The organism is Pedobacter sp. 22226 (assembly GCF_052045455.1).
Taxonomy (GTDB): domain Bacteria; phylum Bacteroidota; class Bacteroidia; order Sphingobacteriales; family Sphingobacteriaceae; genus Pedobacter; species Pedobacter jeongneungensis.
Map to the genome: position 1 here is coordinate 61,143 of NZ_JBQEPB010000011.1, position 22,825 is coordinate 83,967.

The following is a 22,825-nucleotide window of genomic DNA, read 5'->3' on the forward strand; positions in this document are numbered from 1 at the left end:
TATATAGCTTAAACCGGTCTGTTAAATTTAAGTGACGAAGGAAGGTGAAATGATGATGAAGGGAAATTACAGACCTGATATTGCTTTCATCATGAAAAACAGGCCTTTCATCATCTATATTTTAAGCAACATCCAAAGTTTCTTAATTTTAAAAAAGAAAAAGTGATCTGTAGGGATACAGACCACGGCGACGCAGACCAGACCACAGTGACAGAAGATTAAAACAAAGAAATGCTCAATACCAAAAGCTTAAACTTCAGTTATAAATACCAGGATTTCTTCATCAATGTTGGACTTTTGTTATGGATTGCCATATTTAATACCTACTCCTTATCAACCAGCATTTGGTCAACTTATGTGAGCTGCATTTTGGCTTTGGGCTTTTGTTTATTGCCTGTACTCATCTTCTCTTTCATTAAATCCAGATTAAAACAAACCTTAAATAAAAAACGATATGCCATTTACCTGGGCATCTGCTACTTCATCATCTTACCTGTTTTTACAGATATTGCATCTAATCTAAAAATCGGCGAACTGGATAGCTCCGTTTTTATTTCAACAGCTTTGGCTGCACAAACACTCGAACTGATGTTGATTGCCAATCAATATTACCAGAAAAAAGTGCAGCATATTAAATGGATTAAGAAAATCGGTCTGGAGAATGCAGTATTGATTACCATCATTTTGCTTGCCGCAACCATTTCAGTGATGGCGGTATCGAGTTTAGAAAACCCCATTTATCAAAGAAAAGGTTTCCGTTTGGTGGGTTTTGAATTTGATATCAAAATGCTCCTGCATAATTTCGGCACTTTTCTGGCTTTCTTTTCACAATTTCTGATCATGTACCTCTGCGGATACCTGCTTTTCTTCATCAACAGCAGGTTTCTGGTTTCAAAAATCCTTAAAGAAAAAGGCCTTCTAATTTATCTCTTAACACTGTCTGCTACGATTGCCATATTGTATCCATTATTGGCACAAATATTAATTTCACTGCCCATTAATACAGTTTTTGGGCGGAGTATATTCGTGGCCAATCCTTTCGAGCTCGAAAATGCTTTCGGTGCCTTCGTCATTATGCTCATCAGTTTGCCCGTAGTTTTGGCGCTGCAGTGGGGAAAACAGAACAATAAAATTTTAGCATTGGAAAAAGAAAAATCGCAAACTAAACTCGATTTATTAAAACAGCAGCTCAATCCGCATTTCTTTTTTAATACCCTGAACAACCTCTATGCATTAAGTCTGCAGAAATCGGAGAAAACTCCTGAAAGCATCCTGCAATTATCAGAATTAATGCGCTATGCCATTTACAAAGGACAGGAAAAAACGGTTAAACTTTCGCAGGAAGTGGATTATATTGAAGATTACATTCAATTGCAACAGATCCGTTTACGAAAAACATTACATTTTGAGTTTCATAAACATATTGATAATGATCAGATCGATATCGCCCCGCTTCTCTTCATCGTGTTTATCGAAAATGCTTTTAAACATGGTATTGAGCCTGCAGAAGATGCAGCGACGTTAAAACTTTCGTTAGTTAGCGATCACCATAGCCTCATATTTACCTGTGAAAATTCTTTCGACCAGGAAGAAATACACAAAACCAAAGGAATCGGACTAGGTAACCTGAGAAAAAGGCTGGAACTGCTCTATCCAAACCATTTTACATTGCAAATAAGCACAATTGGTAATATCTTTAAAGCAGAACTTAAACTCCAGCTAACATGAGCTTGCGTTGCTTAATTGTAGATGATGAACCGCTTGCACATGGCGTAATAACCGAATATGCAAAAGAAATCCCTTTCATTACCATAGTCGGGCATTGTTATCGTGCTACAGAAGCGTTGGATTTTTTGAGCAGGCAACAGGTAGATCTGATCTTCCTTGATATCAGGATGCCAAAGCTAAACGGTCTGGATTTTTTAAGGACGTTGCAGCACAAACCTCTTGTAATTATTACTTCGGCCTACGAAGAATATGCTTTAGAAAGTTTTGATCTGGCTGTTTGCGATTACCTTTTAAAACCCTTCAGGCTCGATCGATTTTTAAAAGCTGTTAACAGAGCTTTAGAGTTCCAACAACTCCATAAACAGACTATTAATACTGCTGATACAGAAAAAGCAACTAATAAAACCGATCAACAAATTTCACTAAAAGTAGATAAGAAGTATATTCTGATCAATATCGAAGAAATACAGTTTTTGGAAAGCCTGGGCAATTATGTAAAAGTTTGGAAAGACAAAGAATTCTTACTTACGCCACGAACGTTAGGCAGTTTTGAGGAGCAATTGCCATCCGTTTTTATCCGCATCCATAAATCTTTTATCTTGAACAAAAAATACGTCGATTATCTCGAGGGCAATACCCTTGTGCTTAAAAACGGTCAGGAGGTGCCTATTGGTAAAAACTTTAAAGGCATTATCAAACAACTTCTCCATATTGAGAATTAGTTTTTAACCGATTTTCAACCAGCCTGTAATGCTCATCCGCGGTGTATTGGTGAGCAGTACCTCATGTGCCAGATCAGAACTTTTAAAGAAAACACTTTTCCCGTTATCAGGTGAAATATTCTGTTCATCATCCGTATGATAAATGCGTAACTCTCCGCCATCTTCTGCTTTCCAACCTGCATTTAAATACATAACCATCGAATATTGCCGGCTTCCATTGTTTTGAAACTGATCGATATGCTTTTTGTAAAAAGTACCCGCTTCGTAAAGGGTATAATGAAACTCGTAACCCGTTATTCCCGTATAACAGGTACGGTTTAAATAAATCACGAACTCGTCCATCAGATCGAAAAAATCATTTTCATATTGATTATTATGCTTTCTATCGAGCCAGTAAATCACATCACTACGGATCAGTTTGTCCTGATTAATAACCGCATTATTCCCTATTCCTGCATTTAAAAGTTTCTTGTTTTCAAACAGGGCGATCAGGTTTTCTTTAAGGTGGGCAGCCAACGGGATGCTTAAAAAGTTTTCCGCAATCCCAACTTTATCTTCGATAAAACTATTGATAAGGCAATCAAATATTTTTTCCAACAGATTGGTTTAAATCTTAAAACAGTATGCCTAAGGCTGGTAAGGTAGTCTTAATTAATGGTTAAGTTTAAAACTAAATGTTAAATTGCATGTCAAAACCAAATCCTATGAAATATCTGATAACACTCTCACTGCTTTTGGCCTGTTTTTATTTGCGGGCACAGGATAGCATAAAAACAGTACGTACAACAAGCGCAATAATAAGCCTGAAGGCCAGTATGATCCCTAAAACAGATACCAACCAGGTATATTATGATGAAAAAGGGAAAGCGCTGCGCTATTATCAGTATGATAAAATGTTTCGTACCGGTTGGTATAAGCTGGTACCAAGCACCGACAGAACGCTGCCACAGAAAATGGTAGTTACCAAATCGACAGAAGAGGAAATTAACAGATTCACCTCAATCATCAGGGAAAATACAAAGGTTAAAACTCCTTATATTTATGAAGGCAAAAAACTGGATATAGCACCCCTGACTGCATTTTACGAACAGAATAAATTAGAGAATAAGGTAATCGTACAAATATATTGGTATGCCAGCTGCAGTACCTGTACTGAAAACTTTGCCGAGATAAGTACTTTCATCAAGGAACTGGGCGACCCAAAAGATTTGTTAGTTTTAGCCATCACAACCGATAATAACGATGTGGCCCTTAAAAAATTAAAAGAACAACCTTTACGTAATGCCGAATTAATCAGTTCTGGAAGGGCCGTTTCTGATGCCTACCAACTTACGCGTTATCCGGTATATATTGTTTCGGATAAGAAACAGATCATTAAATATGCCGTTGTGGGTAGCTCGAGGCTAACCATTCCAGATCTTAAAACAGCCATTAATGCCGCTTTGGGCAGATAAATTAATTAAATGAATACCTTTCCCGCACAATACTCCACCTTATCTGCCGCTGCTTTAAAAGATTATCTGATTAAAGCTTATCAGTTAAATTCTGCTACAACCTGCAGGTTGCTCATCAGGAATGTAAGCGATACTTATATTCTTGAAAACGAAAATGAGAAATACATCTTCAAAATTTACCGTGATGCACACCGGAAACGCAATGAAATTGAAGCAGAGGTAGAATTACTCAATATTTTAAAGGAGAATGGAAATTCGGTTTCTTATCCGATAGCAGATGTGGAGGGAAATCAGATCCAGCAGTTTAATGCAGCTGAAGGTTTAAGAAACGGCATATTGTTTTCTTTTGCAAAAGGAAAGGTAATTTTGGATCTGGAAGATAAATACCTGATACAACTAGGGCAAGATATTGCCAAATTGCATCAAACCACTTCATCGGTAAAGCTAAACAATCCAAGGCCCGAATTCAATTTTGAAACAACCTTGTTCGAACCTTTAAGAGATTTGAAACCTCATTTTAATGAAATGCCTGAGGAATTCGAATACTTACGCAATATTGCAGATAAAGTGGTCAAAAAATTCGATGATTTTAATACTTCAACCTTTAGTTATGGTTACTGCCATTACGATTTCTTCCCCAAGAATTTCCACTTCGATGAAAACGGAAAAATTACTTTTTTTGATTTCGATTTTGCGGGTGAAGGTTACCTCATTAATGATTTGATGACCTTCCTGAATCATTATTTCTTCCACCAGCTCAATAACCTGATTACTAAAGAACAGGCGGAAAAAGATTTCGGTACTTTTTTAAAGGCTTATCAGGAAGTAAGGCCCTTAACCGAAGATGAATTAAAGGCCATTCCTTATCTGGGCATCACCTTTCATATTTTCTTCCTCAAATTCTTTTACGATAATTACGATGACTGGTCGAATGCTTTTTTAACGCCGCGCTATACGAAACACCGAGTGGAGCTGATCAAAAAATGGGAAGAACTGTATTGTAACTTTTAGGCAACGCTGTATCAAATATCACCAGCTCTTTTTATCTTGTAAATAAATCAAAATCAATAAGATGGACCAGAAAATAATCAACCTGTACGATGAGTACACCCATAGCAATATCGGTAGAAAAGATTTTATGAAAAAGCTGGCCGTACTGGCCGGCAGCACGGCATTGGCTATGACTATTTTACCCATGCTGGAAAATAACTACGCGGCAGCGGCCGGGTTTAGCAGCGATGACATTGAGGTTGAAAATATTACCTATCAGGGTGTTGATGGCGAAATAAAAGCTGTACTGGCAAAGCCCAAAGGCAAAAAGAATTTAGGATGTGTGTTGGTGATCCATGAAAACCGTGGATTAAACCCGCATATTATTGATGTAACCAAACGTTTTGCCGCCAAAGGTTTTATTGCCCTGGGAGTTGATGCACTTTCGCCATTGGGTGGAACGCCTGCCGATGAAGATAAAGGCCGCGAGCTAATTGGGAAGCTGGATCCGGAGAAAAACCTGCAGAATTATTTAAAAGGATTGGATTATTTACGCAACCGTAAAGATGGAAACGGAAAAGTAGGTTGTGTTGGCTTTTGCTGGGGCGGTGGAATGGCTAATAAACTGGCCGTTAACGACCCGAAACTACAGGTAGCTGTTGCTTATTATGGTGCACAGCCCAACGCCGCCGATGTTCCAAAAATTAAAGCCAGTATAATGTTGCATTATGGTGGTTTGGATGAGCGTATTAACGCCGGAATACCAGCCTACGAGCAGGCTTTAAAAGAAAATAAAATTGATTATAAACTTTACATCTATGATGGAGTGAACCATGCGTTTAACAACAATACCTCTCCTACCAGATACAATGAAGCAACTGCAAAACTGGCCTGGAGCAGAACCATTGATTTGTTTAAACAGAAATTAGCGGTGTTAACGAGGTAGGTTTTCGTGTCTCAGTATCATTTCGATCGGAACGTCCACTCGTCCTGTCATTTCGAGCGAAGTGCAACGTAGTCGAGAAATCTATCTCGAGTCAGATTTCTCCATTCCGCTACCGATGAAAAATCGGCACGCTACAGTCGAAATGACGATTTTTGCAGTAATTATCAACTAAAATGAAGTTCTTTAGTGCCGTCATTTCGAGCGGAGCGCCCACTCGTCCCGTCATTTCGAGCGAAGTGCAACGTAGTCGAGAAATCTATCTCGAGTTATTTCTCCATTCCGCTGCCGATGAAAAATCGGCACGCTACAGTCGAAATGAAGATTCTTATAGTAATTTATCGACTAAAATGAAGTTCCTTTAGTTCCGTCATTTCGAGCGGAGTGCCCACTCGTCCCGTCATTTCGAGCGAAGTGCAACGCAGCCGAGAAATCTATCTGTTAGATTTCTCCGTTTCGCTGCCGATGAAAAATCGGCACGCTACAGTCGAAATGACGATTTTGTAGTAATGATTCAACTAGAACGAGGTGCCTTTAGTGCCGTCATTTCGAGCGAAGTGCAGCGTAGCCGGGAAATCTATCTCGAGTCAGATTTCTCCGTTTCGCTACCGATGAAAAATCGGTAAGCTTCAGTCGAAATGACGATTTTTGTAGTAATTTATTAACTAAAATGAAGTTCCTTTAGTTCCGTCATTTCGAGCGGAGCGCCCACTCGTCCCGTCATTTCGAGCGAAGTGCAGCGTAGTCGAGAAATCTATCTCGAGTCAGATTTCTCCGTTTCGCTGCCGATGAAAAATCGGCACGCTACAGTCGAAATGACGATTTTTGTAGTAATTATGAACTAAAATGAAGTTCCTTTAGTGCCGTCATTTCGAGCGGAGCGCCCACTCGTCCCGTCATTTCGAGCGAAGTGCAACGTAGCCGAGAAATCTATCTCGAGTTAGATTTCTCCGTTTCGCTGCCGATGAAAAATCGGCATGCTACAGTCGAAATGACGATCGCTATAGATCAATGTATAAACCAACCTTAAAACAAATCCGTATTCAACATGGTCTTCAAAATATTCGATTGAACATCGAAATTATTGAGGTGGTTTAAGAAATTGATATCCGATATTTTATGGTAACTATCTTCCAGTAAACTGAGAACCTCGTGTGGAATGGCGGTTTTTAACACCGCTGCATTGCTTTTCAGCTTATCGTTTTTATACTGAAGCTCCTGCATAATCTTCCCTTTTTCGGAGAGATTGGTAGAAGTGTCCAGATCTTTCAAAACCGTTAAATCACAGAACAGGAAGAGATTTCTACTTGGAAAAAAGAGATAATGGCTGTCTGTTTCCAAAAATTTATAAACTTCGATAACCTGCTCACCAGATTTTAAACCGATGTAAAATTCTGTACGAAAATCGTACTTACACAATTTCCCCATCAGTTTTTTCTCAATTGTAGCATAAACATTGGTGTACACCTGTTTATCCTGAAAATTAATCAACTGTGCAAACTGACCGGTGGTTAAATCGAAATAAAAATCGTTGGCGTATTTAGAACTGAAAACGTTAATATTTTTAGAGAAAGGAAAATCTGTACTCAGATCAGAAAGGACACTAAAAAGTTTCCGCAGCGACAGGTTTACTTTAAGCGATTGCTTTTGCTTATCCTGCTGAAAACTTTTCTGATCAACCAGCGTTCCAGCCATACGGTCTATCAGTTCTTCGTTAAGATCGATCTCATCATAAATAAGCGATACATTTTTTTCGTTGCTCTTTTTAATCTTTCTGAGCAGTTCGATTACACTATCGGTAAACTGAAGGTGAAAAAGATCGAGTTTTTCGATCTCCAGTTCTTCATTATTGGCAAAAAGCTGATGAATAACCTGGCTCCGTAAGTAAATTTTATAAATCACTTCATCATCAAAAAACACAGAGAGCAACTGTAAACGGTTGATCTCTGCGCTTGATTTTTTGATAATATTTAAACGGTATTCATCCATAGGTTAATTTAATTCACCCTCGTAACGTTCTTTTTTAACTCTGCTTCCAGAGTTTTAAGTTCGCCATCCAACACACGTCTGCTTTGTGCACCAGCCTCATGGATCTGTTTCACCTCATTAAGCGTTTCAATCAATGATGATGTGGTACGTTTCAGGGTTTCCAAAGATACCACAGTTTTTTCATTTTCTTTGGCCACATCAATACTGTTCTGCTTTAACATTTCAGCATTTTTCTGCAAAATGGTATTCGTGGTATCCGAAATTTTCTTTTGCATCTCTACATTGGCTTTTTGCCTTTGTAAAGCAACCGCAATGGTTAGCTGGTTTTTCCACACCGGAATGGTTGTAGAAACAATCGACTGGGCTTTTTCTGCAATCGAAGTATTGTTGTTCTGCACCACACGAATCTGCGCCAAAGATTGTAACATAATAAAACGTACAATCTTCATATCGGCCAGTCGCTTATCCAAACGGCTGATGAAATCCCTTAAATCGGCAATTTCATAATCCTGATAATCGGCAGGCCTGCCTTCCATTTCGGCCAGTTTGATATTCAGTTCGTTATATTTCAGTTGACCTGCAATAATGAGTTCTTCCATCTGGTGGATGTATCCCACATTGCTGTCGAACATGGTTTGCAGTGAGCTGTTATCTTTAATTGAATTTAACCTTCCGGCTTTAATTTTGTTGGTGATTTTATCGATATTGTTCACCACCACATCATATTTCTGAAAAAGTTTTTTCACATCAACCACTAAACTCTTTAAAAAAGGGATTTTAGAGATAAAACTCTTAAAACCGCTCTGTTCGAGTTCAGATACGTCGATATAATTGAGTTCGGTAAGCAGTTCGTTAATTAAACCGCCAACTTCGCCACTGTTATAGGTACGTACAGACGATAAAAATTCGTTACTGTATTTCTCCATTGAATTCTGGGCATCGCTTCCGTAATTCAGGATCGAATTAACATCTGATGGTTCGAGCGATTTTCCAATTTCCTGATATTTAGCAGTTTCCTCGTTTGTTATTTTTTCGAGGTCAACATTCCCGTCTTTATCCAGTTTAACTGGTGTAAGCGCCTGGGGAAGATTTGGGTTGGTTTCCATAGTTGATTATATGATCGGCTTTGCAGCTTATAAATAATGTTGGGTTACGGTTTTAACGGTATCTTCCAGTTTTCTATCTTTGGTAGGCTCGCCGATGGCATTAAATTTCCATTCGCCGTTTTTCTTATAAAAAACACCCATTACCATCGATACGTGACCTGCAAAGTTAGATCCGTTGGCAATATCATATTTAGCAAAAACTTCATTTACACGTTTGGTTGTACCCTCGTAAATGCGGATAGATGCAAACGGAATGGTACCGAAATCGTGCCCTCTAAAACTGTTCAACACAAAGGCTACGTAACTTACGCTGGCATCCAACATTGAAAAATCAAGGGTAATAATTTCATTGTCCAGGCCATCATCCCCCCCCATATCGCCTGTTAAATCGTCGCCACTGTGTTTTACCGATCCGTTTTTAGATTTCAGGTTACCAAAGTAAACCACTTCTAAAAGCTGCTTGTTTTCGTTGTACAAAGCACAACTTGCATCTAAATCTACAGCCTCTTTTGAAGATCCGAAACCGAAAAGGCCTTTCTTTTCGATAGCGCCCCAGTTAATGCCCACGCATACATTCTGCAGTTTGCTACCATTGCTTTTTTCAAGACTGATGCGCTGTCCTTTTTGAAGATTGATTGCCATAATATTATTGATATTTGTTTAAATAATCCTGTAAACCACCTTTCATGCCTACGCCTACTGCCTCAAATTTCCATTGATTTTCGCGTTTGTAAATCCTTCCGAATTCTACAGCGGTTTCGATAGAAAAATCTTCTTCCAGTTCGTACTTTAAAATCACTTCGTTGGTTACGGCATCAAAAATACGGATGAAAGAATTTCTTACCTGACCGAAGTTTTGTCTTCTGCTTTCTGCTTCGTGAATGGTTACTACAATGCAGATTTCGCTTACTTTAGCATCAATTTTGGTCAGATCGATTTTAATTTGTTCGTCATCGCCATCACCATCGCCTGTTAAATTATCGCCGGTATGTTCTACAGCGCCATCCGGAGAAACCAGGTTATTATAGAAAACAAAATTTTCGTCAGAAACTAATTTTCTCTGATCGTTTAATATAAAAATCGAAGCATCTAAATCGAATGCAGAACCTGTAGAAGAGCTGTTGGTATCCCAACCTAAACCTATTGTAAATTTAGGAGCACTGATATTTTCTCTCTGCCCCTTTTGCAAATTAATAGCCATATTAAATTAATTTATAATTGTTGTTTTTGATATAGTCTTTGATAAGATGTAAATTTTTCGAATACGCCTCTATGGTATGGTAATTATTACCCAGCGAAAGGTCGTAAAGCTGATTAATAAAATCGGCACTTCTGCGTTCTAAAAATATGGTAAAACTGCTCGAAGTACTGTTTAAAATGTATTTTACAATACGGGTATTGAAACAGAAATTTCCACCGTCTATAATTTCTTCGAGATCGAAAATAGACTTGATCTGATGGTAATTCAGAAAGTTTTCTACGTTGGGGTGGATATTTTTGTTTACCAGTTCGGCAAAGTAAAGCATATGCATTTCGTTGCTGAGGCCATATTCTTTCGCCATTTTTAAAATCATGCGCTCATGACTTCCGGTAATTTTAATATCATCCAGAAACAAAAGCGTTTTTCCGGTCAGAAAATCCTTATCGATATGGAAAGAATCATTTCCGATGAGTGAAAGCCTTTCTTCTGCACTTAATTCGCCATAATCTTCCTTATAGGTAATGGTACGGTGTACTTTTGTTTCCTGCACAGCCAAACCGCCATTTTCGACCAGCCAGCGGTTAAGCTGACTCACGAAATAATTTTTCATGGCAAAAGTTGCCGTAGGTATAAAGCTGTAAGGGCTCGAAATGACCACAATCTGGTCGCTAATCAGGTTATCAACCAGGTAATAGCGGATGAAACCATCGGCAAGGGCCTTACCAAATGATCGGGCTACTAAATCATCGCCAAACTTAAAGCGGCTGTAATCATCGGCACTAAAACCGAAATCGGTTGTGTTGTCGATTTTGTGGAGTGAATAACTATACGGTATCATAGAGTAGGTTTGAGATAGATAGATGGTTTGAATTGATGAGCATACTGTTGATCCCCATGGCTTCGGCCCCGCGCACATCAGCATACGGGTTATCGCCAATGTGGATTACATCGCTTAACAACAAATCAGGATGTTTTGTTCGGTCGATCGTATCCAGCATCAGCTGAAAAAATCCGCTGCTGGGTTTAGACATCCGTACTTCATCCGAATAAAGCTGAAAATCGATATACTGACCGATTCCTAAATGGTTGATGACTTTTTTGAGGGTTTTGCCTTTAATAAAACCGGTGTTGCTCAAAATATTGGTAGAACTTTTGCCCGAGTCCTTAATTTTTGCCAGCACATCTAAACAGTCATTACAATAAAGCTTTGGCATATGGGCAAATACGATTTCTTCCATATCCTGATCAAGCAACTGCAGGTCTACATCACGGAAACTGTAATCGTAATCATTGATCATGCTAATGATCATGAGGTACATCTCGTCGGCATCTACATTTTTACCGGCTTTTTCATTAATGGCATTTACCATTAAATCAACCTGGCGGAAAATAACCGCTATTTCTTCAACAGATTTATGTTTGCCATTAAAATTCCGGTAAAAGTACTGTACCCTTTCCTGTTTGTACGTTGGATTGGATTTAATCAGCGTTAACCAAAGATCGAATGAATAATGTTTGTAAAAAGCCATTTGTCCCTGTTTCCTAATCTATTTATTAAATCCTAATATTACAAAATTTGATTCTAATATCAGGAAGGTTTGATTGTAAGATTTATCACAGATAAGCCTTACAATTAAGATTTATCCAATACATCTTCGGCATCATCCGAAATGATAATATCGCTTTTATGTTTTTTGGGATAGTTGAACAATAAAGAACTTAATACCGGCAAAATGAAAATGGCTACGGTAAAAATAGATACAAAAAGATCTGTTTTTTCGCCTTCTATAGCATGAGAAATGGGTGACTCTGGATAGAAATGCGTAAATAACGACGAGGTAAGTTTAATCCCCAAAACACCAATTACGATGAAAGCCACTGTTTCTAAAAAGGTGAATTTCTCCATTAATTTCACGAAAGCCTGTGCCACAAAACGCATGGCCAGAATACCGATAAAAACACCAATATAAATTAACCAGATGTGATCGGTAAAGGCTACCGCAGCAAAAACGTTATCGATAGAGAAGGCAAGGTCCATTACTTCTACCAAAGCAACGGTTGCCCAAAAAGTACCGACTAAACCCACTGTAGATTTATAGATCCAGCTTTTGCTTTTATCTACTTCCTCTTCTTCCTCGTTGTTTTTACTGTTCTTTTTTCTGAAATAATCGAATGCGAGGTATAACAGATATAAACCGCCAAGTGGTTTTAACCACCAGATTTTTACCAGCCACGCCGCAAGGAACAAACAGATACCCCTAAAAACGTATGCACCGATAATTCCGTATTTTAATGCTTTATCGCGCTGGTTCTTTGGCAAATCCATTACCATGGTAGCCAAAACCGCAGCATTATCAACCGAGAGCAAACTTTCGATTACAATCAGGTTTAAAATAATTAATAATCCGGCCTGTATATCATCACCTAAAATTGTGTGCAGAAAATCCATTGAGCGTGTGTATTTTTAAATTAAAGTTTTAGTTTTCATAACAAAGAAACAAAATTTTATCATTTCTGCTGTTTATTTATGTTATTGTTTTATTGTTAGAATGACAATTGTTAGAATTGTTACGTATTGGCGCCAAATATTAGTTGGTGGCATCTAACTGATAAATTACACCTTTATCTCCTGCCAGTATAACTAGTTTACCTTTTTTTGCTTTTTGAACAGCATTAAAACTCTTATCAGAAATGTGTTTCCAGTTTTGGCCGCCATCGGTCGAGATATCTGTGCCAGATGTACCGGTTGCAACCAATGTTTTGGCATTGATGTAGGTTACTCCCGAACGAAAACCAAAAACTGGTGTATTTGGCTTTTGCCAGGTTTTACCACCGTCGCTGGTTAACAAGATGTTATTGGCATTTTCTTTATCTTTTACATAGTTTCCGCCAACCGTTACACCATTTTTATTATTCAAAAAATCGATAGAGAAAGGACCTGTGCTATTTTCGCCCTGTAAAATAGGGCATTTAAATATTTGCCAGGTTTGTCCATAATCAGGTGAAAAATAAATATTTGATACTGTTCCGCCTGTTGCAATCCATGTTTTGCCCCCTGGTAATGTTTTTATCGTGGTGCCACTGGCTGCAAAACTCGCTTCGCCTTTGGCTAAACTTGTTTTTAAATTTGCAGAAATATCCTGCCAGGTTTTACCGGCATTAACTGTTTTCAGGAGTTGAAGTTTATCATTGATAGGATCGCCGAAAATAATTCCTCTGTTTTTATCCCAAAAACTAACTCCATCTAAAAATATGGCAGAATCTACATTTTTATAGGTTTCTTTCCAGGTTTGGCCTCCGTCAACGGTTTTTAAGATATATGCCGGCGAAGCAATCCCCACAATAACGGCCTGTTGATCATCAAAAGCTTCTATATCCCTGAAATCGATTTTCTCATATCCTTTAGGTTTTACCCAGGTCCAGGTTTTGCCGCCATCGGTTGTTTTACCAATTGAGCCGTTGCTGCCACTTACCCACACCACCTGATCGGTTACCACACTTAAACCCCTTAAACTGGTTTTGGCAGCCTCATTTAAGGGTTTAACAACGTACGACTGCGCAGCGCAAAAAAAAGGTGCCATTAAAAGGCACCATATTAATTTCTTCATTGATTGTTATTTAACTCGTCTAAAAGTTTCCGATCGGCCCAATAGTGAAATACCCACATAACCGCGGATGTTTAATACATCAGCACTTTTTAAGGTCATGTTACAGCTGTAGGTTTTACCGCTTTTTGGATCGTAGATGGTCCCATCGGTCCATTTGCCGTCATCGTATTTAAAATCCTTAAGTATTTCAAGGTTTAACAAAGCACGCTTCTGCAGGTTTTCATTTGGGTTTTTAACGTCTAATTTAGGTTTTCCGTTAATGTTTGGCTCTTTAATCCAGGCCAGTTTCCCGTAAAATTTATCGCCTTTTTTGTAAATTTCTATTTGTCCCTCTCCTGATGGATTAAGCCATTTGCCTACAATGGCATCTTTGTTCTGCGCAAAGGCAGAAAATGATACCGCTACAAAGAGCAGCATTAAAAATGGTAGCTTTCTCATATTTTTTATTTCTAGTTAGTTTTTAAAGATAATGAATTACACCTTATACCGAAACACTAAATAAAGAGAAAAAGTATGAGAAAGTTTTTTAAAACTGAAATTTACTTTGAAACGATGGGCAGGTACTTCGCCCTGTAAGCATAAAACAGAAACAGATTGAACAATAACATTACGGCAACCATTGGTAATTCTTTCGGCCCCAAAAATGCATGATACAGAAAAACATTTAAAGTGACCGGAAAAATAATGATAGCAGCCAAAGGCGCGGTACGGTTAATGAGCAATAATACTCCCCCGATTAACTCTGTTATTTTAATTAACGGAAAAAGATATACGGATGCCATTACGCCTGTCATAAAGCTGGTTTGTGCAGCCGTCATCTCTGGTGCCTTAGGCATTAAGTTAAGAAAATAGCTCACCGAAGCAAATAAATACATGGCGGCCAAAAGTACACGTACAATAATTACAGCAATTTTCATGATGGTTAAGTTTTAGTTTGTATTTTAAAAATAATATTTTTTGATCATTTATTGTTGGTCTGTTGGGTCATTGGTCATTGGTTAATTGGTTAATTGGTTAATTGTTGATGAAACGCGGAACTTCAAACCACCTGTTGGTCAATAGTTTTATAGTCCATGGTTGATAGTCGCATAGCTTACAATGATTGGGTTAACTGGTTAATTGTTTAAACCGGTTAACCGGCGCTGAAAGCCGAACTGCTACTGCCCTTCAACTCCGCTTAGGGTGACTAATCTAGATAATCGACTACGGACTAAAGACCCGGGACTAAGGACTCATGACTATAGACTTTGGACTACCTCCTTATTTAAAATCATAATTCACCATCCACTGGATCCCGAACTTATCGGTAGTCATGCCGAAAAGTGCATTCCAAAAGGTTTTTTCTAAAGTCATGGTTACGGTACCACCTTCAGACAGGCTATCAAATAAGCGTTTGGCTTCTTCTTCGCTTTGCGCATCAACAGAAAGCGAAATACCTGTGCCTAATGTGGCTGGTGGCATCGGATCGGTAATATCGGTTCCCATTAAAATGTTACCGCCTATAGGTAAAGCGATATGCATCAATTTCTCCTGATCACTCGCAGGCATTCCATCGCAGCCGGGCGAATCTTTATAGCGTTGCACTACCAGAAACTCACCGCCAAAAACTGATTTGTAAAAGTTGAATGCTTCTTCGGTGTTACCGTTAAAATTTAAATACGTGTTAAGTGTTGCCATTTTTATTTAGTTAATTGGTTTATTAGTCATTGGTTAATTGGTCATTAGTTCAGTAGTCATTAGTTCAGTAGTCATTGGTTATTTGTATAGCCCTGCGATTAGTCGGCTTCGGACTTCAGACTTGAGACTTCAGACTTCCGACTTCAAACCTCATCTATAGTCTGGTCAGTTTTATATCCATCCATTCTACCCAGTTTTTACCATCAAACTGCTCCCACAGTCCTTCTATTGTATCAGCCTTAAAATTCCCTTTAAATCTTTCTGTATCCGCAAAAATTAAAATGATATCATCATAAATTTTAAGTGTAGAGATCGAAATATTTCCTTCATTATCAAACGACTGTGACCTGAACACATCCTCCATATCATCATAATGGGTAATTTCTAAAGATTGCATTTTCTTTTTGTTAAACGTTACATCCACTTTATGTGTTAAAAAGAAACTGCCTTCAATCCATTCGTAGGTATCCGTTCCGGTAATTACTTCGCCCGATTTGGTTAAACCTTCGGTTTTCCATTTACCTATATAGGGATTGAGTAAATCAAGCCTGTTGTTTCTCATAAATTTAGTTAAAATCAATTGGGATTTAAGCCACTATAAATATTTTTTAATTGATGTACATGTCTTTGTGTATGGTAAATCACAAAATAAATTGCCTCTAAACGTGTTAAAAAGCCATATCCAGGTAGTTCATAAGAAACACATGTTTTAGTTAAATCTAAACCAGTTGCGGCATTCGAAATTCCCGTCCTGATCTGCTTTAAATTTTCTAATAATTCCGGCTGGTTATAAGCTTTGTTTTCAGGATAAATCTCTTTGGGCGAATTGTACTTCACATTAAAATTTAAAAAATCATTTTTAATCTGACTTACCATTAAATCTGCCGGTTTATCGGTTTCCGTAACCCTTCCGTTAATTACCTGCAAAAAGCCACCATTCGATAATATCAAATGTTCTGCAAGTTGTCCGGCAGTCCAGCTGCCTTCAAAAGGCACTTTGTTAACCAGATGGCCATCAAATTTTGAGAAAACGTTTTCCAGTGCCAATAAGGTTTCTTCGGTTTCTTTAATTAATTTTTCCATAGCCTACATATAATTCATTCCTGGATAGTTCAATAATCTTCGCCACAAGGCAATCTGCCCGATGCAGTTCGCATCACGGTAAGTACTAAAGCTGATCATTTCGAAAAGGGTAATTTCCATTCCCGGCATAGTTAACTTTTCCTCCAGCTTTTCATCCGTAGCCTGCGTTAATGCATCCTGCAGCTTTGGCGAAATGACTGACCAGTCTTTTTTAAGGTCGGCAATCGATGGATACACCGCATCATCAACAATGCCCTTATTATTAGCAAAAAGTTCATCGGTGATAGAAAGGAGATCAATTCCGAACGATTTAGCCAGAAAATACCTCCCCTGCACTACACTGCCCGTAATCCAGGCGATGTGGTTGGCCTTGGTTTCCAGTTTTTTCTGCGCATCCTTTTCATCTATACCATCTAAAGCCTTTAATAAAAAATCGGTATGCATCTCGTAGAGTACAATCAGACCGTAAATCCTGCTACTTTTTGGTGTGGTTTTCATGTTGTTTTGTTTAGGTGATTAACTTAAAATAAAGTTAAAGCTTAATATTGAGGCACACCCTTGCCGTAAAAGTCAATATTAAGGGGCATTTCAGACAATTTTTATATATTTACTATTCCCAAATTTTAACCAAATGATACAAATAGGTGTTTTAATGCCCCAAAACTTCAGATTATTAAGCGTAGCGGCTATTTTAGATGTTTTTGATACCGTAAATGGATTCTACAGGAAAGATGAGCTCGAAACACCCTTTAATATCAGTTTAATTACTGCTGATGATAAAAATTATAACTTTAGCGAACACCCCTGCATCTCCTTACAAAAGGCCACCGATCTTGATCTTATTTTGATTCCATCTTTTGCCACCAATGATATTAAGGAATGCATTTCGGCCAATAAAAGTTATATTTCATGGTTAAACAAACAGCATCACACCGGGGCAGAAATTGCAACTTTTTGTACCGGTGCATTTTTACTGGCCGCATCGGGTTTGTTGGATGGGAAAGCTGCTACCACACATGTTGATGCCTGTCCGGCATTTTCGACCGCTTTTCCGCAGGTGCATTTAAAAGCCGATAAAACCGTAACACAGGATGGAAAACTTTTTACCAGTGGCGGTGCAACCTCTACCTTTCATTTATTGTTACACCTTTTACAGATCCACTGCGGAAAAGATATGGCGGTGAAAGTTGCCAAAGTTTTCGCCATCGATATGGACCGCGTAAACCAGTTATACTTCAGCACTTTTCAGCCCATCCGTCACCATAACGATGACCTGGTAGCTTCGGCACAGGAAAAAATTGAAAGCAACTACCAGGATGTGGCTACTATTGAAGAAATGATTAAGGATATTCCTTCCAGCAGAAGAAATATTGTACGCCGTTTTAAGCAGGTTATTGGCATTACCCCCATCGAGTACCTGCAGCAAACCCGCATTGAAGCAGCTAAAAAACTTTTAGAACAAACGGCTCAGCAAATGACGGAAGTGATTTACAATTCGGGGTATAACGATCCAAAAGCATTCAGGAAAGTGTTCAGAAAATCAGTTGGGATGACGCCTACACAGTATCGGGATAAATTCCAGGCGAGGTAGGAAACACCGTCATTTTGGCCGCAGTAGAGAAATTTGTGCATTTATTTTAGGGTGAGCTATTTATTTTTTTGAAGCGCAGAGCCTGTGGTTCTTGGTCAACTGCAGTCCCGCTTTTACTCCAAGTCCTCACTACGCTCCGGGCTTTCCGTGCAATCGGGGCTATAAAGGGTTGGTATCTGCTCCAAAATTTAAATTAGACATCAGGCTAACTTAAAGACATAAAAAAATTCAGGGTGAGCTATTTATTTTTTTGAAGCGCAAAGCCTGTGGTTTTTAGACAACTGCTGTCCCGCTTTTACTCCAAGTCCTCACTACGCTCCGGGCTTTCCGTGCAATCGGGGCTAAAAATGGTTGGTATCTGCTCTAACCACTAAAGAACATTACTGCTTAGAAAAGGCCTGCTGATATTTAAGCGGGGTTTTTCCGGTTATTTCCCTAAAATATTTATGAAAACTGGTAAAATTATAAAAACCGCAATCATAACAGATTTCTTTTACCGTTAAATCATTTTCTATTAATAGTTTACAGGCCTGCCCCACCCTAATCTCGTTCAGAAACTGCGTGTAAGTTTTCCGGCTTTTGGTTTTAAAGAACTTGCAAAACGAATTCGGACTGATTTTAGCCACCGCAGCAATTTCTTTAAGCTCTATCTTATTTTTGTAATTGCTGATGGTATAATTATAAATCGATTGGATCCTGTCTTTTTCGTTTTCCAGAAAATTAGGTTTAAAGCCCAGCGAAACCAATGTTTTTTTCTCTTCGCAGCTGGCTATTTCAGTCAACACCTCTAACAGCCTGATAATCCGCATGGTACCCGTAGCCTCAATAATTAAAGGCACCAATCGGGCTATTTTTTCTTTCGCATCCCCTGATAGCTGGATTCCTTGTTTAGATTGTGCCAGCATCTTTTTAAGTTCCTGGTTTTCGGGAAGATCGATAAATCCAGCTCCTAAAAAATCTTCTTTAAAGTGGATGGCATACACATCAACAGATTCGCCCTCCTTTTTTTCGAAAAACTCAGGATCAAATCGCCAGTAATGAGGCAGGTTACTGCCAAGCAATACCACATCGCCCTCGCTAAAATTTTTAATGCTGTCGCCAATAAACTGCGTTCCCCTGCCTTTTTTGATGTAAATCAGCTCCAGGGCAGAATGGTAATGCCACAGGTTGTTCACATCTGGCATAATATCCCTCCGGGCGCTAAAAGAATCCACCGTATTGGTAGATACATTAAGTAAATGCGGTTTCATAAAATCTTAAAAAATCACTCTAATATGCAGTAATATTTCGCAATGTATAAATTAGAGACAATATCATTTAATAATTAGATCATAAAGTTAAATTTTTATTAGTACTTAAGGGCTTAATTTGTAATACAACAACTAACCAATAACACATTTATGAAGGTAGATTATTTATTCCTTGTTATACCGAAAGATACCGGATACGGTGCATTTATAGCCTGACCTTCTAAAACAGCAGATATTGAACAATCTTTAGTAATTGGTGCAATGGAGCCCGAAGTTTAACTACTTTTATTTTGGCATAACCAGCTTCATCAATTTAACCAAACCAAATATGAGCCACAACACCACAACGAATTTTCAGGTATCCGATACACCAAATGGCGGCAAAGGGTACCTGTTTCCATTAATTTTAGTTACCAGCCTCTTTTTTTTCTGGGGTTTTGTACATAACCTCGATCCGGTTTTAATTCCACATTTACGCAAAGCCTTCCAGCTGAATGTTTTCGAATCTACCCTGGTCGATTCGTCTGTTTTTATCGCCTATTTTTTATTGGCACTTCCTGCAGGTTACATCATGCGCAAGTATGGCTATAAAAGCGGCATTATATTAGGACTTGTTTTATTTGCCATAGGTTGTTTGTTGTTTATCCCCGCAGCAAATACCGCACAATACATCTTTTTCTTAGGTGCACTTTTTATCATTGCCTGCGGTTTAACCTTTTTAGAAACAGCTGCAAATCCTTACGTTACCGTGCTTGGGCCGCCGGAAACAGCTACCCAACGTTTAAACTTCTCCCAATCGTTTAATGGTTTAGCAGCATTTTTAGCACCTGTAGTTGGGGGAAAATTGATTTTTACTGAAGCAAAATACACCGATGCGCAACTGGCGAAATTGCTTCCATTAGAAAAACAGGCTTATGTACTTGAGGAAGCTTCAACAGTAAAAGCGCCTTATTTAATTTTGGGTATCCTGATTATTATAGTGGCCATCTTATTTATTTTTACCAAGCTGCCGGATATTAAAGAAGAAGAAAATGCTAATGAAAAAAGCTCTTTTGGGCATGTTCTGGGGCATAGTCATTTACGTTGGGCGGTTATCGGGCAGTTTTTTTACGTTGGCGCACAGGTTTGCGTATTAAGCTTATTTATCAGTTTCGTAACCTCATCTGCTGGTATTACCCCGGCGCAGGCGGCATGGTATTCTGGCGCAGCAGGCTTGGCTTTTATGCTGGGTAGATTTGCCGGGACCTTCCTTATGAGATTTGTCGCTCCACACAAATTGTTAATGTTATATGCTTTAATCAGCGCGCTGCTTACACTGGTATCCATTTTTGCTACCGGAATGATTACCGTTTACGCTTTAATCGGTGTGGCCTTTTTTATGTCGATTATGTTCCCAACCATATTCTCATTAGGAATAGCTGGCTTGGGTAAAGATACCAAGCTGGGTTCATCGCTAATTGTAATGTCGATAGTAGGTGGTGCATTTTTGCCGCCGGTATTGGGTTTAATATCAGATGCCACACACAATATACAATATGGTTATTTGGTTCCCTTTGTTTGCTTTTTAGTGGTATTCTACTTTGGCTGGAAAGGCTGGAAACCCAATCATACTGAAAAAGAAATAAGTTTAGAAGTATAAATTAACAATGAAAAAATTAGTCATCAGGATTAATAATGCCGATAATGTTTTGGTTGCATTACAGAATTTACCTCAGGGAACCGAAATTGTTTACGAAGGAATTGCCTACCTGACTGTTGATGAAATCCCCGCCAAGCATAAATTTTTTATGCAGGATATGAAAACCGGCGATGAAGTGATTATGTATGGTGTTCTGGTGGGGAAAGTCCAGTTTGAGGTAAAAGCAGGTATGCGCATGAGTGTAGAGAACACCAAGCATGCAGCTGAGCCATTTGCCTACCGAAATGTTGATTTTAAGTGGGAAGCGCCCAATGTGAGTCAATATGCCGATCGCAAATTTTATGGTTATCACCGTAAAAACGGTGCAGTGGGCACTGCAAATTACTGGCTGTTTATCCCAACGGTTTTCTGCGAAAACAGAAACCTCGATATCATTAAAGAATCCCTATATGGCGAACTCGGTTATGCGGTTGATGCGCAATATAAATCGTACACGCACAAACTTGTTCAGGCTTACGAAAGTGGTGAGAGTATTGATAACATCAGTTTCGAACCCAAAGTAAATAAAGCTAACCGAACCTTTAAAAATGTAGATGGCATTAAATTCCTCACACATAATGGTGGTTGTGGCGGTACGCGTCAGGATTCGAATACTTTGAGCAGGTTGCTGGCTGCTTATGCCAATCACCCCAATGTGGCAGGTGTTACGGTTTTAAGCTTAGGTTGTCAGCATTTGCAGGTAGACGATTTTAAACGCGATCTTTTGGCGCTTGATCCCAATTTTGATAAACCCTTATTAATTTTTGAACAGCAAAAAACACAGAGTGAAGAACATTTAATCCAGAATGCAATCAAAAGCACTTTTGAAGGCCTGATGCTTATCAATAAACAAGAACGTACAGAAGCCCCTTTAAGCAAATTATGCGTAGGCGTAAAATGTGGCGGCAGTGATGGTTTTAGTGGCATTTCTGCCAATCCGGCTGTGGGTTACTGTGCCGATTTATTGGTGGCATTGGGTGCAAAGGTGTTATCGGCAGAGTTTCCCGAACTTTGTGGCGTAGAACAGGAAATGATTGACAGGTCTGTAGACCAGCCCACTGCTGAAAAATTTATCCGTTTAATGACAGAATATGATGACCTGGCACATAAAGTTGGTTCTGGTTTTTACATGAACCCTTCGCCGGGTAATATTAAAGATGGTTTAATTACCGACGCGATAAAATCTGCAGGAGCAGCACGTAAGGCGGGTTCTTCCCCTGTGGTTGATGTGTTAGATTATACTGAGCCTGCAACTAAACCTGGTTTAAGCCTGGTTTGTACGCCCGGAAATGATGTGGAAGCCACTACAGGTAAAGCGGCTGCCGGAGCCACGCTTATTCTGTTTACCACGGGTTTAGGTACACCAACAGGAAATCCGGTTTGCCCGACCATTAAAGTGGCCACGAATTCGATTCTGGCTAAGCGCATGAGCGATATTATCGACATCGATACCGGAGCGGTGATTAACGGCGAAAAAACCATAAACGAAATGGGTGAAGATATTTTAGAATATTGCATTAAAGTAGCCAGCGGAGAGGAAATCCCTAAAGCTGTACAACTTAACCAGGATGATTTTATCCCCTGGAAAAGAGGAGTAAGCCTGTAGAGGATGGATGATGTGAAATGGAAGAGGTAAAATGGAAGATGGATGAGGTAAGGTGGATAATGGAGGAAACACTAATCGATCCGTCATTTCGACTGGAGTGAAATCCCGAGGTTAAGTCGGGAGAGAAATCTATACAGACAAAGTCTCTCTCTATGCCCTCAACTCCTGGCGCTATGCTTAAATAAAAACAAAAACATAA

Annotated in this window: 24 protein-coding genes; 8 read left to right on the plus strand and 16 right to left on the minus strand. The window is 38.9% G+C overall.

All coding sequences use genetic code 11. From position 1 onward, the window contains the following. The first annotated feature begins 231 nt into the window (after positions 1-231). Positions 232-1,728: a sensor histidine kinase gene (locus ACTJKC_RS22265; RefSeq protein ID WP_440795440.1), complete on the plus strand. Its 1,497-nt coding sequence runs from the start codon at positions 232-234 to the stop codon at positions 1,726-1,728. Further along, positions 1,725-2,450, plus strand: coding sequence for a LytR/AlgR family response regulator transcription factor (locus tag ACTJKC_RS22270; RefSeq protein ID WP_440795442.1), 726 nt, complete (start codon positions 1,725-1,727; stop codon positions 2,448-2,450). Before ACTJKC_RS22265 ends, ACTJKC_RS22270 begins: the two co-directional genes overlap by 4 nt. Before the next feature lie 3 nt (positions 2,451-2,453). Here ACTJKC_RS22270 and ACTJKC_RS22275 read toward each other — a convergent pair whose 3' ends face one another. Further along, entirely contained in the window at positions 2,454-3,047 is a 594-nt protein-coding gene (locus tag ACTJKC_RS22275) for a 2OG-Fe(II) oxygenase (protein WP_440795444.1), read from the minus strand. Positions 3,048-3,154: 107 nt separating this feature from the next. On the opposite strand from ACTJKC_RS22275, the gene ACTJKC_RS22280 reads away from it, so the two are divergent. From ACTJKC_RS22280 to ACTJKC_RS22290, 3 genes are all read left to right on the plus strand, one after another. Next, on the plus strand, positions 3,155-3,904 hold the full coding sequence (locus tag ACTJKC_RS22280) for a peroxiredoxin family protein (protein WP_440795446.1): 750 nt from the start codon (positions 3,155-3,157) through the stop codon (positions 3,902-3,904). Between the two features lie 9 nt (positions 3,905-3,913). Continuing rightward, complete coding sequence (locus ACTJKC_RS22285; RefSeq protein ID WP_440795448.1) at positions 3,914-4,915, plus strand: phosphotransferase enzyme family protein; 1,002 nt, start codon at positions 3,914-3,916, stop codon at positions 4,913-4,915. Positions 4,916-4,976: 61 nt separating this feature from the next. After that, positions 4,977-5,840, plus strand: coding sequence for a dienelactone hydrolase family protein (locus ACTJKC_RS22290; protein WP_440795450.1), 864 nt, complete (start codon positions 4,977-4,979; stop codon positions 5,838-5,840). Between the two features lie 1,023 nt (positions 5,841-6,863). Here the strand turns inward: ACTJKC_RS22290 and ACTJKC_RS22295 are convergent. The 14 genes from ACTJKC_RS22295 to ACTJKC_RS22360 form a co-directional block, all read right to left on the minus strand. After that, positions 6,864-7,826 carry a hypothetical protein gene (locus ACTJKC_RS22295; protein ID WP_440795452.1) on the minus strand — a complete coding sequence of 321 codons (963 nt, stop codon included), beginning with the start codon at positions 7,824-7,826 and terminating at the stop codon, positions 6,864-6,866. An 8-nt stretch (positions 7,827-7,834) separates the two neighbouring features. After that, the gene (locus tag ACTJKC_RS22300; protein ID WP_440795454.1) at positions 7,835-8,932 is read right to left on the minus strand and encodes a toxic anion resistance protein; all 1,098 of its coding nucleotides are present in this window, start codon (positions 8,930-8,932) and stop codon (positions 7,835-7,837) included. Positions 8,933-8,959: 27 nt separating this feature from the next. Then, positions 8,960-9,574 (minus strand): TerD family protein, encoded by a 615-nt coding sequence (locus ACTJKC_RS22305; protein ID WP_344849900.1) that lies wholly within the window; start codon positions 9,572-9,574, stop codon positions 8,960-8,962. Positions 9,575-9,578: 4 nt separating this feature from the next. Further along, the gene (locus ACTJKC_RS22310) at positions 9,579-10,133 is read right to left on the minus strand and encodes a TerD family protein (RefSeq protein ID WP_344849898.1); all 555 of its coding nucleotides are present in this window, start codon (positions 10,131-10,133) and stop codon (positions 9,579-9,581) included. A gap of 1 nt (position 10,134) precedes the next feature. Continuing rightward, a complete protein-coding gene (locus ACTJKC_RS22315) occupies positions 10,135-10,971 on the minus strand; it encodes a phosphoribosyltransferase family protein (protein WP_440795457.1) in 837 nt (278 codons plus the stop codon). Next, positions 10,958-11,662, minus strand: a complete 705-nt coding sequence (locus ACTJKC_RS22320; protein ID WP_440795459.1) for an HAD family hydrolase — start codon at positions 11,660-11,662, stop codon at positions 10,958-10,960. Before ACTJKC_RS22320 ends, ACTJKC_RS22315 begins: the two co-directional genes overlap by 14 nt. A 104-nt stretch (positions 11,663-11,766) precedes the next feature. Continuing rightward, positions 11,767-12,582, minus strand: coding sequence for a TerC family protein (locus ACTJKC_RS22325; RefSeq protein WP_344849892.1), 816 nt, complete (start codon positions 12,580-12,582; stop codon positions 11,767-11,769). Between the two features lie 139 nt (positions 12,583-12,721). Then, positions 12,722-13,741: a WD40/YVTN/BNR-like repeat-containing protein gene (locus tag ACTJKC_RS22330; RefSeq protein ID WP_440795461.1), complete on the minus strand. Its 1,020-nt coding sequence runs from the start codon at positions 13,739-13,741 to the stop codon at positions 12,722-12,724. A gap of 6 nt (positions 13,742-13,747) precedes the next feature. Next, positions 13,748-14,179 (minus strand): DUF2147 domain-containing protein, encoded by a 432-nt coding sequence (locus ACTJKC_RS22335; RefSeq protein WP_344849889.1) that lies wholly within the window; start codon positions 14,177-14,179, stop codon positions 13,748-13,750. A gap of 101 nt (positions 14,180-14,280) precedes the next feature. Beyond that, positions 14,281-14,658: a DoxX family membrane protein gene (locus tag ACTJKC_RS22340; protein WP_440795463.1), complete on the minus strand. Its 378-nt coding sequence runs from the start codon at positions 14,656-14,658 to the stop codon at positions 14,281-14,283. Between the two features lie 343 nt (positions 14,659-15,001). Further along, a complete protein-coding gene (locus tag ACTJKC_RS22345; protein ID WP_440795465.1) occupies positions 15,002-15,418 on the minus strand; it encodes a VOC family protein in 417 nt (138 codons plus the stop codon). Between the two features lie 154 nt (positions 15,419-15,572). Continuing rightward, positions 15,573-15,980 carry a hypothetical protein gene (locus ACTJKC_RS22350; RefSeq protein WP_440795467.1) on the minus strand — a complete coding sequence of 136 codons (408 nt, stop codon included), beginning with the start codon at positions 15,978-15,980 and terminating at the stop codon, positions 15,573-15,575. A 14-nt stretch (positions 15,981-15,994) separates the two neighbouring features. Further along, positions 15,995-16,501 carry a DinB family protein gene (locus ACTJKC_RS22355; RefSeq protein ID WP_440795469.1) on the minus strand — a complete coding sequence of 169 codons (507 nt, stop codon included), beginning with the start codon at positions 16,499-16,501 and terminating at the stop codon, positions 15,995-15,997. Between the two features lie 3 nt (positions 16,502-16,504). Then, positions 16,505-16,999, minus strand: a complete 495-nt coding sequence (locus ACTJKC_RS22360) for a DinB family protein (protein ID WP_440795471.1) — start codon at positions 16,997-16,999, stop codon at positions 16,505-16,507. Between the two features lie 133 nt (positions 17,000-17,132). Between ACTJKC_RS22360 and ACTJKC_RS22365 the strand changes: the two genes are divergently transcribed. Beyond that, positions 17,133-18,092, plus strand: coding sequence for a GlxA family transcriptional regulator (locus ACTJKC_RS22365; RefSeq protein ID WP_440795473.1), 960 nt, complete (start codon positions 17,133-17,135; stop codon positions 18,090-18,092). A 380-nt stretch (positions 18,093-18,472) separates the two neighbouring features. Here the strand turns inward: ACTJKC_RS22365 and ACTJKC_RS22370 are convergent, their stop codons facing one another. After that, positions 18,473-19,342 (minus strand): AraC family transcriptional regulator, encoded by an 870-nt coding sequence (locus ACTJKC_RS22370; RefSeq protein ID WP_440795475.1) that lies wholly within the window; start codon positions 19,340-19,342, stop codon positions 18,473-18,475. A 328-nt stretch (positions 19,343-19,670) separates the two neighbouring features. Here ACTJKC_RS22370 and fucP point away from each other — a divergent pair, with 328 nt between their 5' ends. Together fucP and ACTJKC_RS22380 are read left to right on the plus strand one after the other, a co-directional pair. Beyond that, positions 19,671-20,981 carry an L-fucose:H+ symporter permease gene (gene fucP, locus ACTJKC_RS22375; RefSeq protein WP_440795477.1) on the plus strand — a complete coding sequence of 437 codons (1,311 nt, stop codon included), beginning with the start codon at positions 19,671-19,673 and terminating at the stop codon, positions 20,979-20,981. A 7-nt stretch (positions 20,982-20,988) separates the two neighbouring features. Then, positions 20,989-22,626: a UxaA family hydrolase gene (locus ACTJKC_RS22380; protein ID WP_440795479.1), complete on the plus strand. Its 1,638-nt coding sequence runs from the start codon at positions 20,989-20,991 to the stop codon at positions 22,624-22,626. Positions 22,627-22,825: the final 199 nt, after the last annotated feature.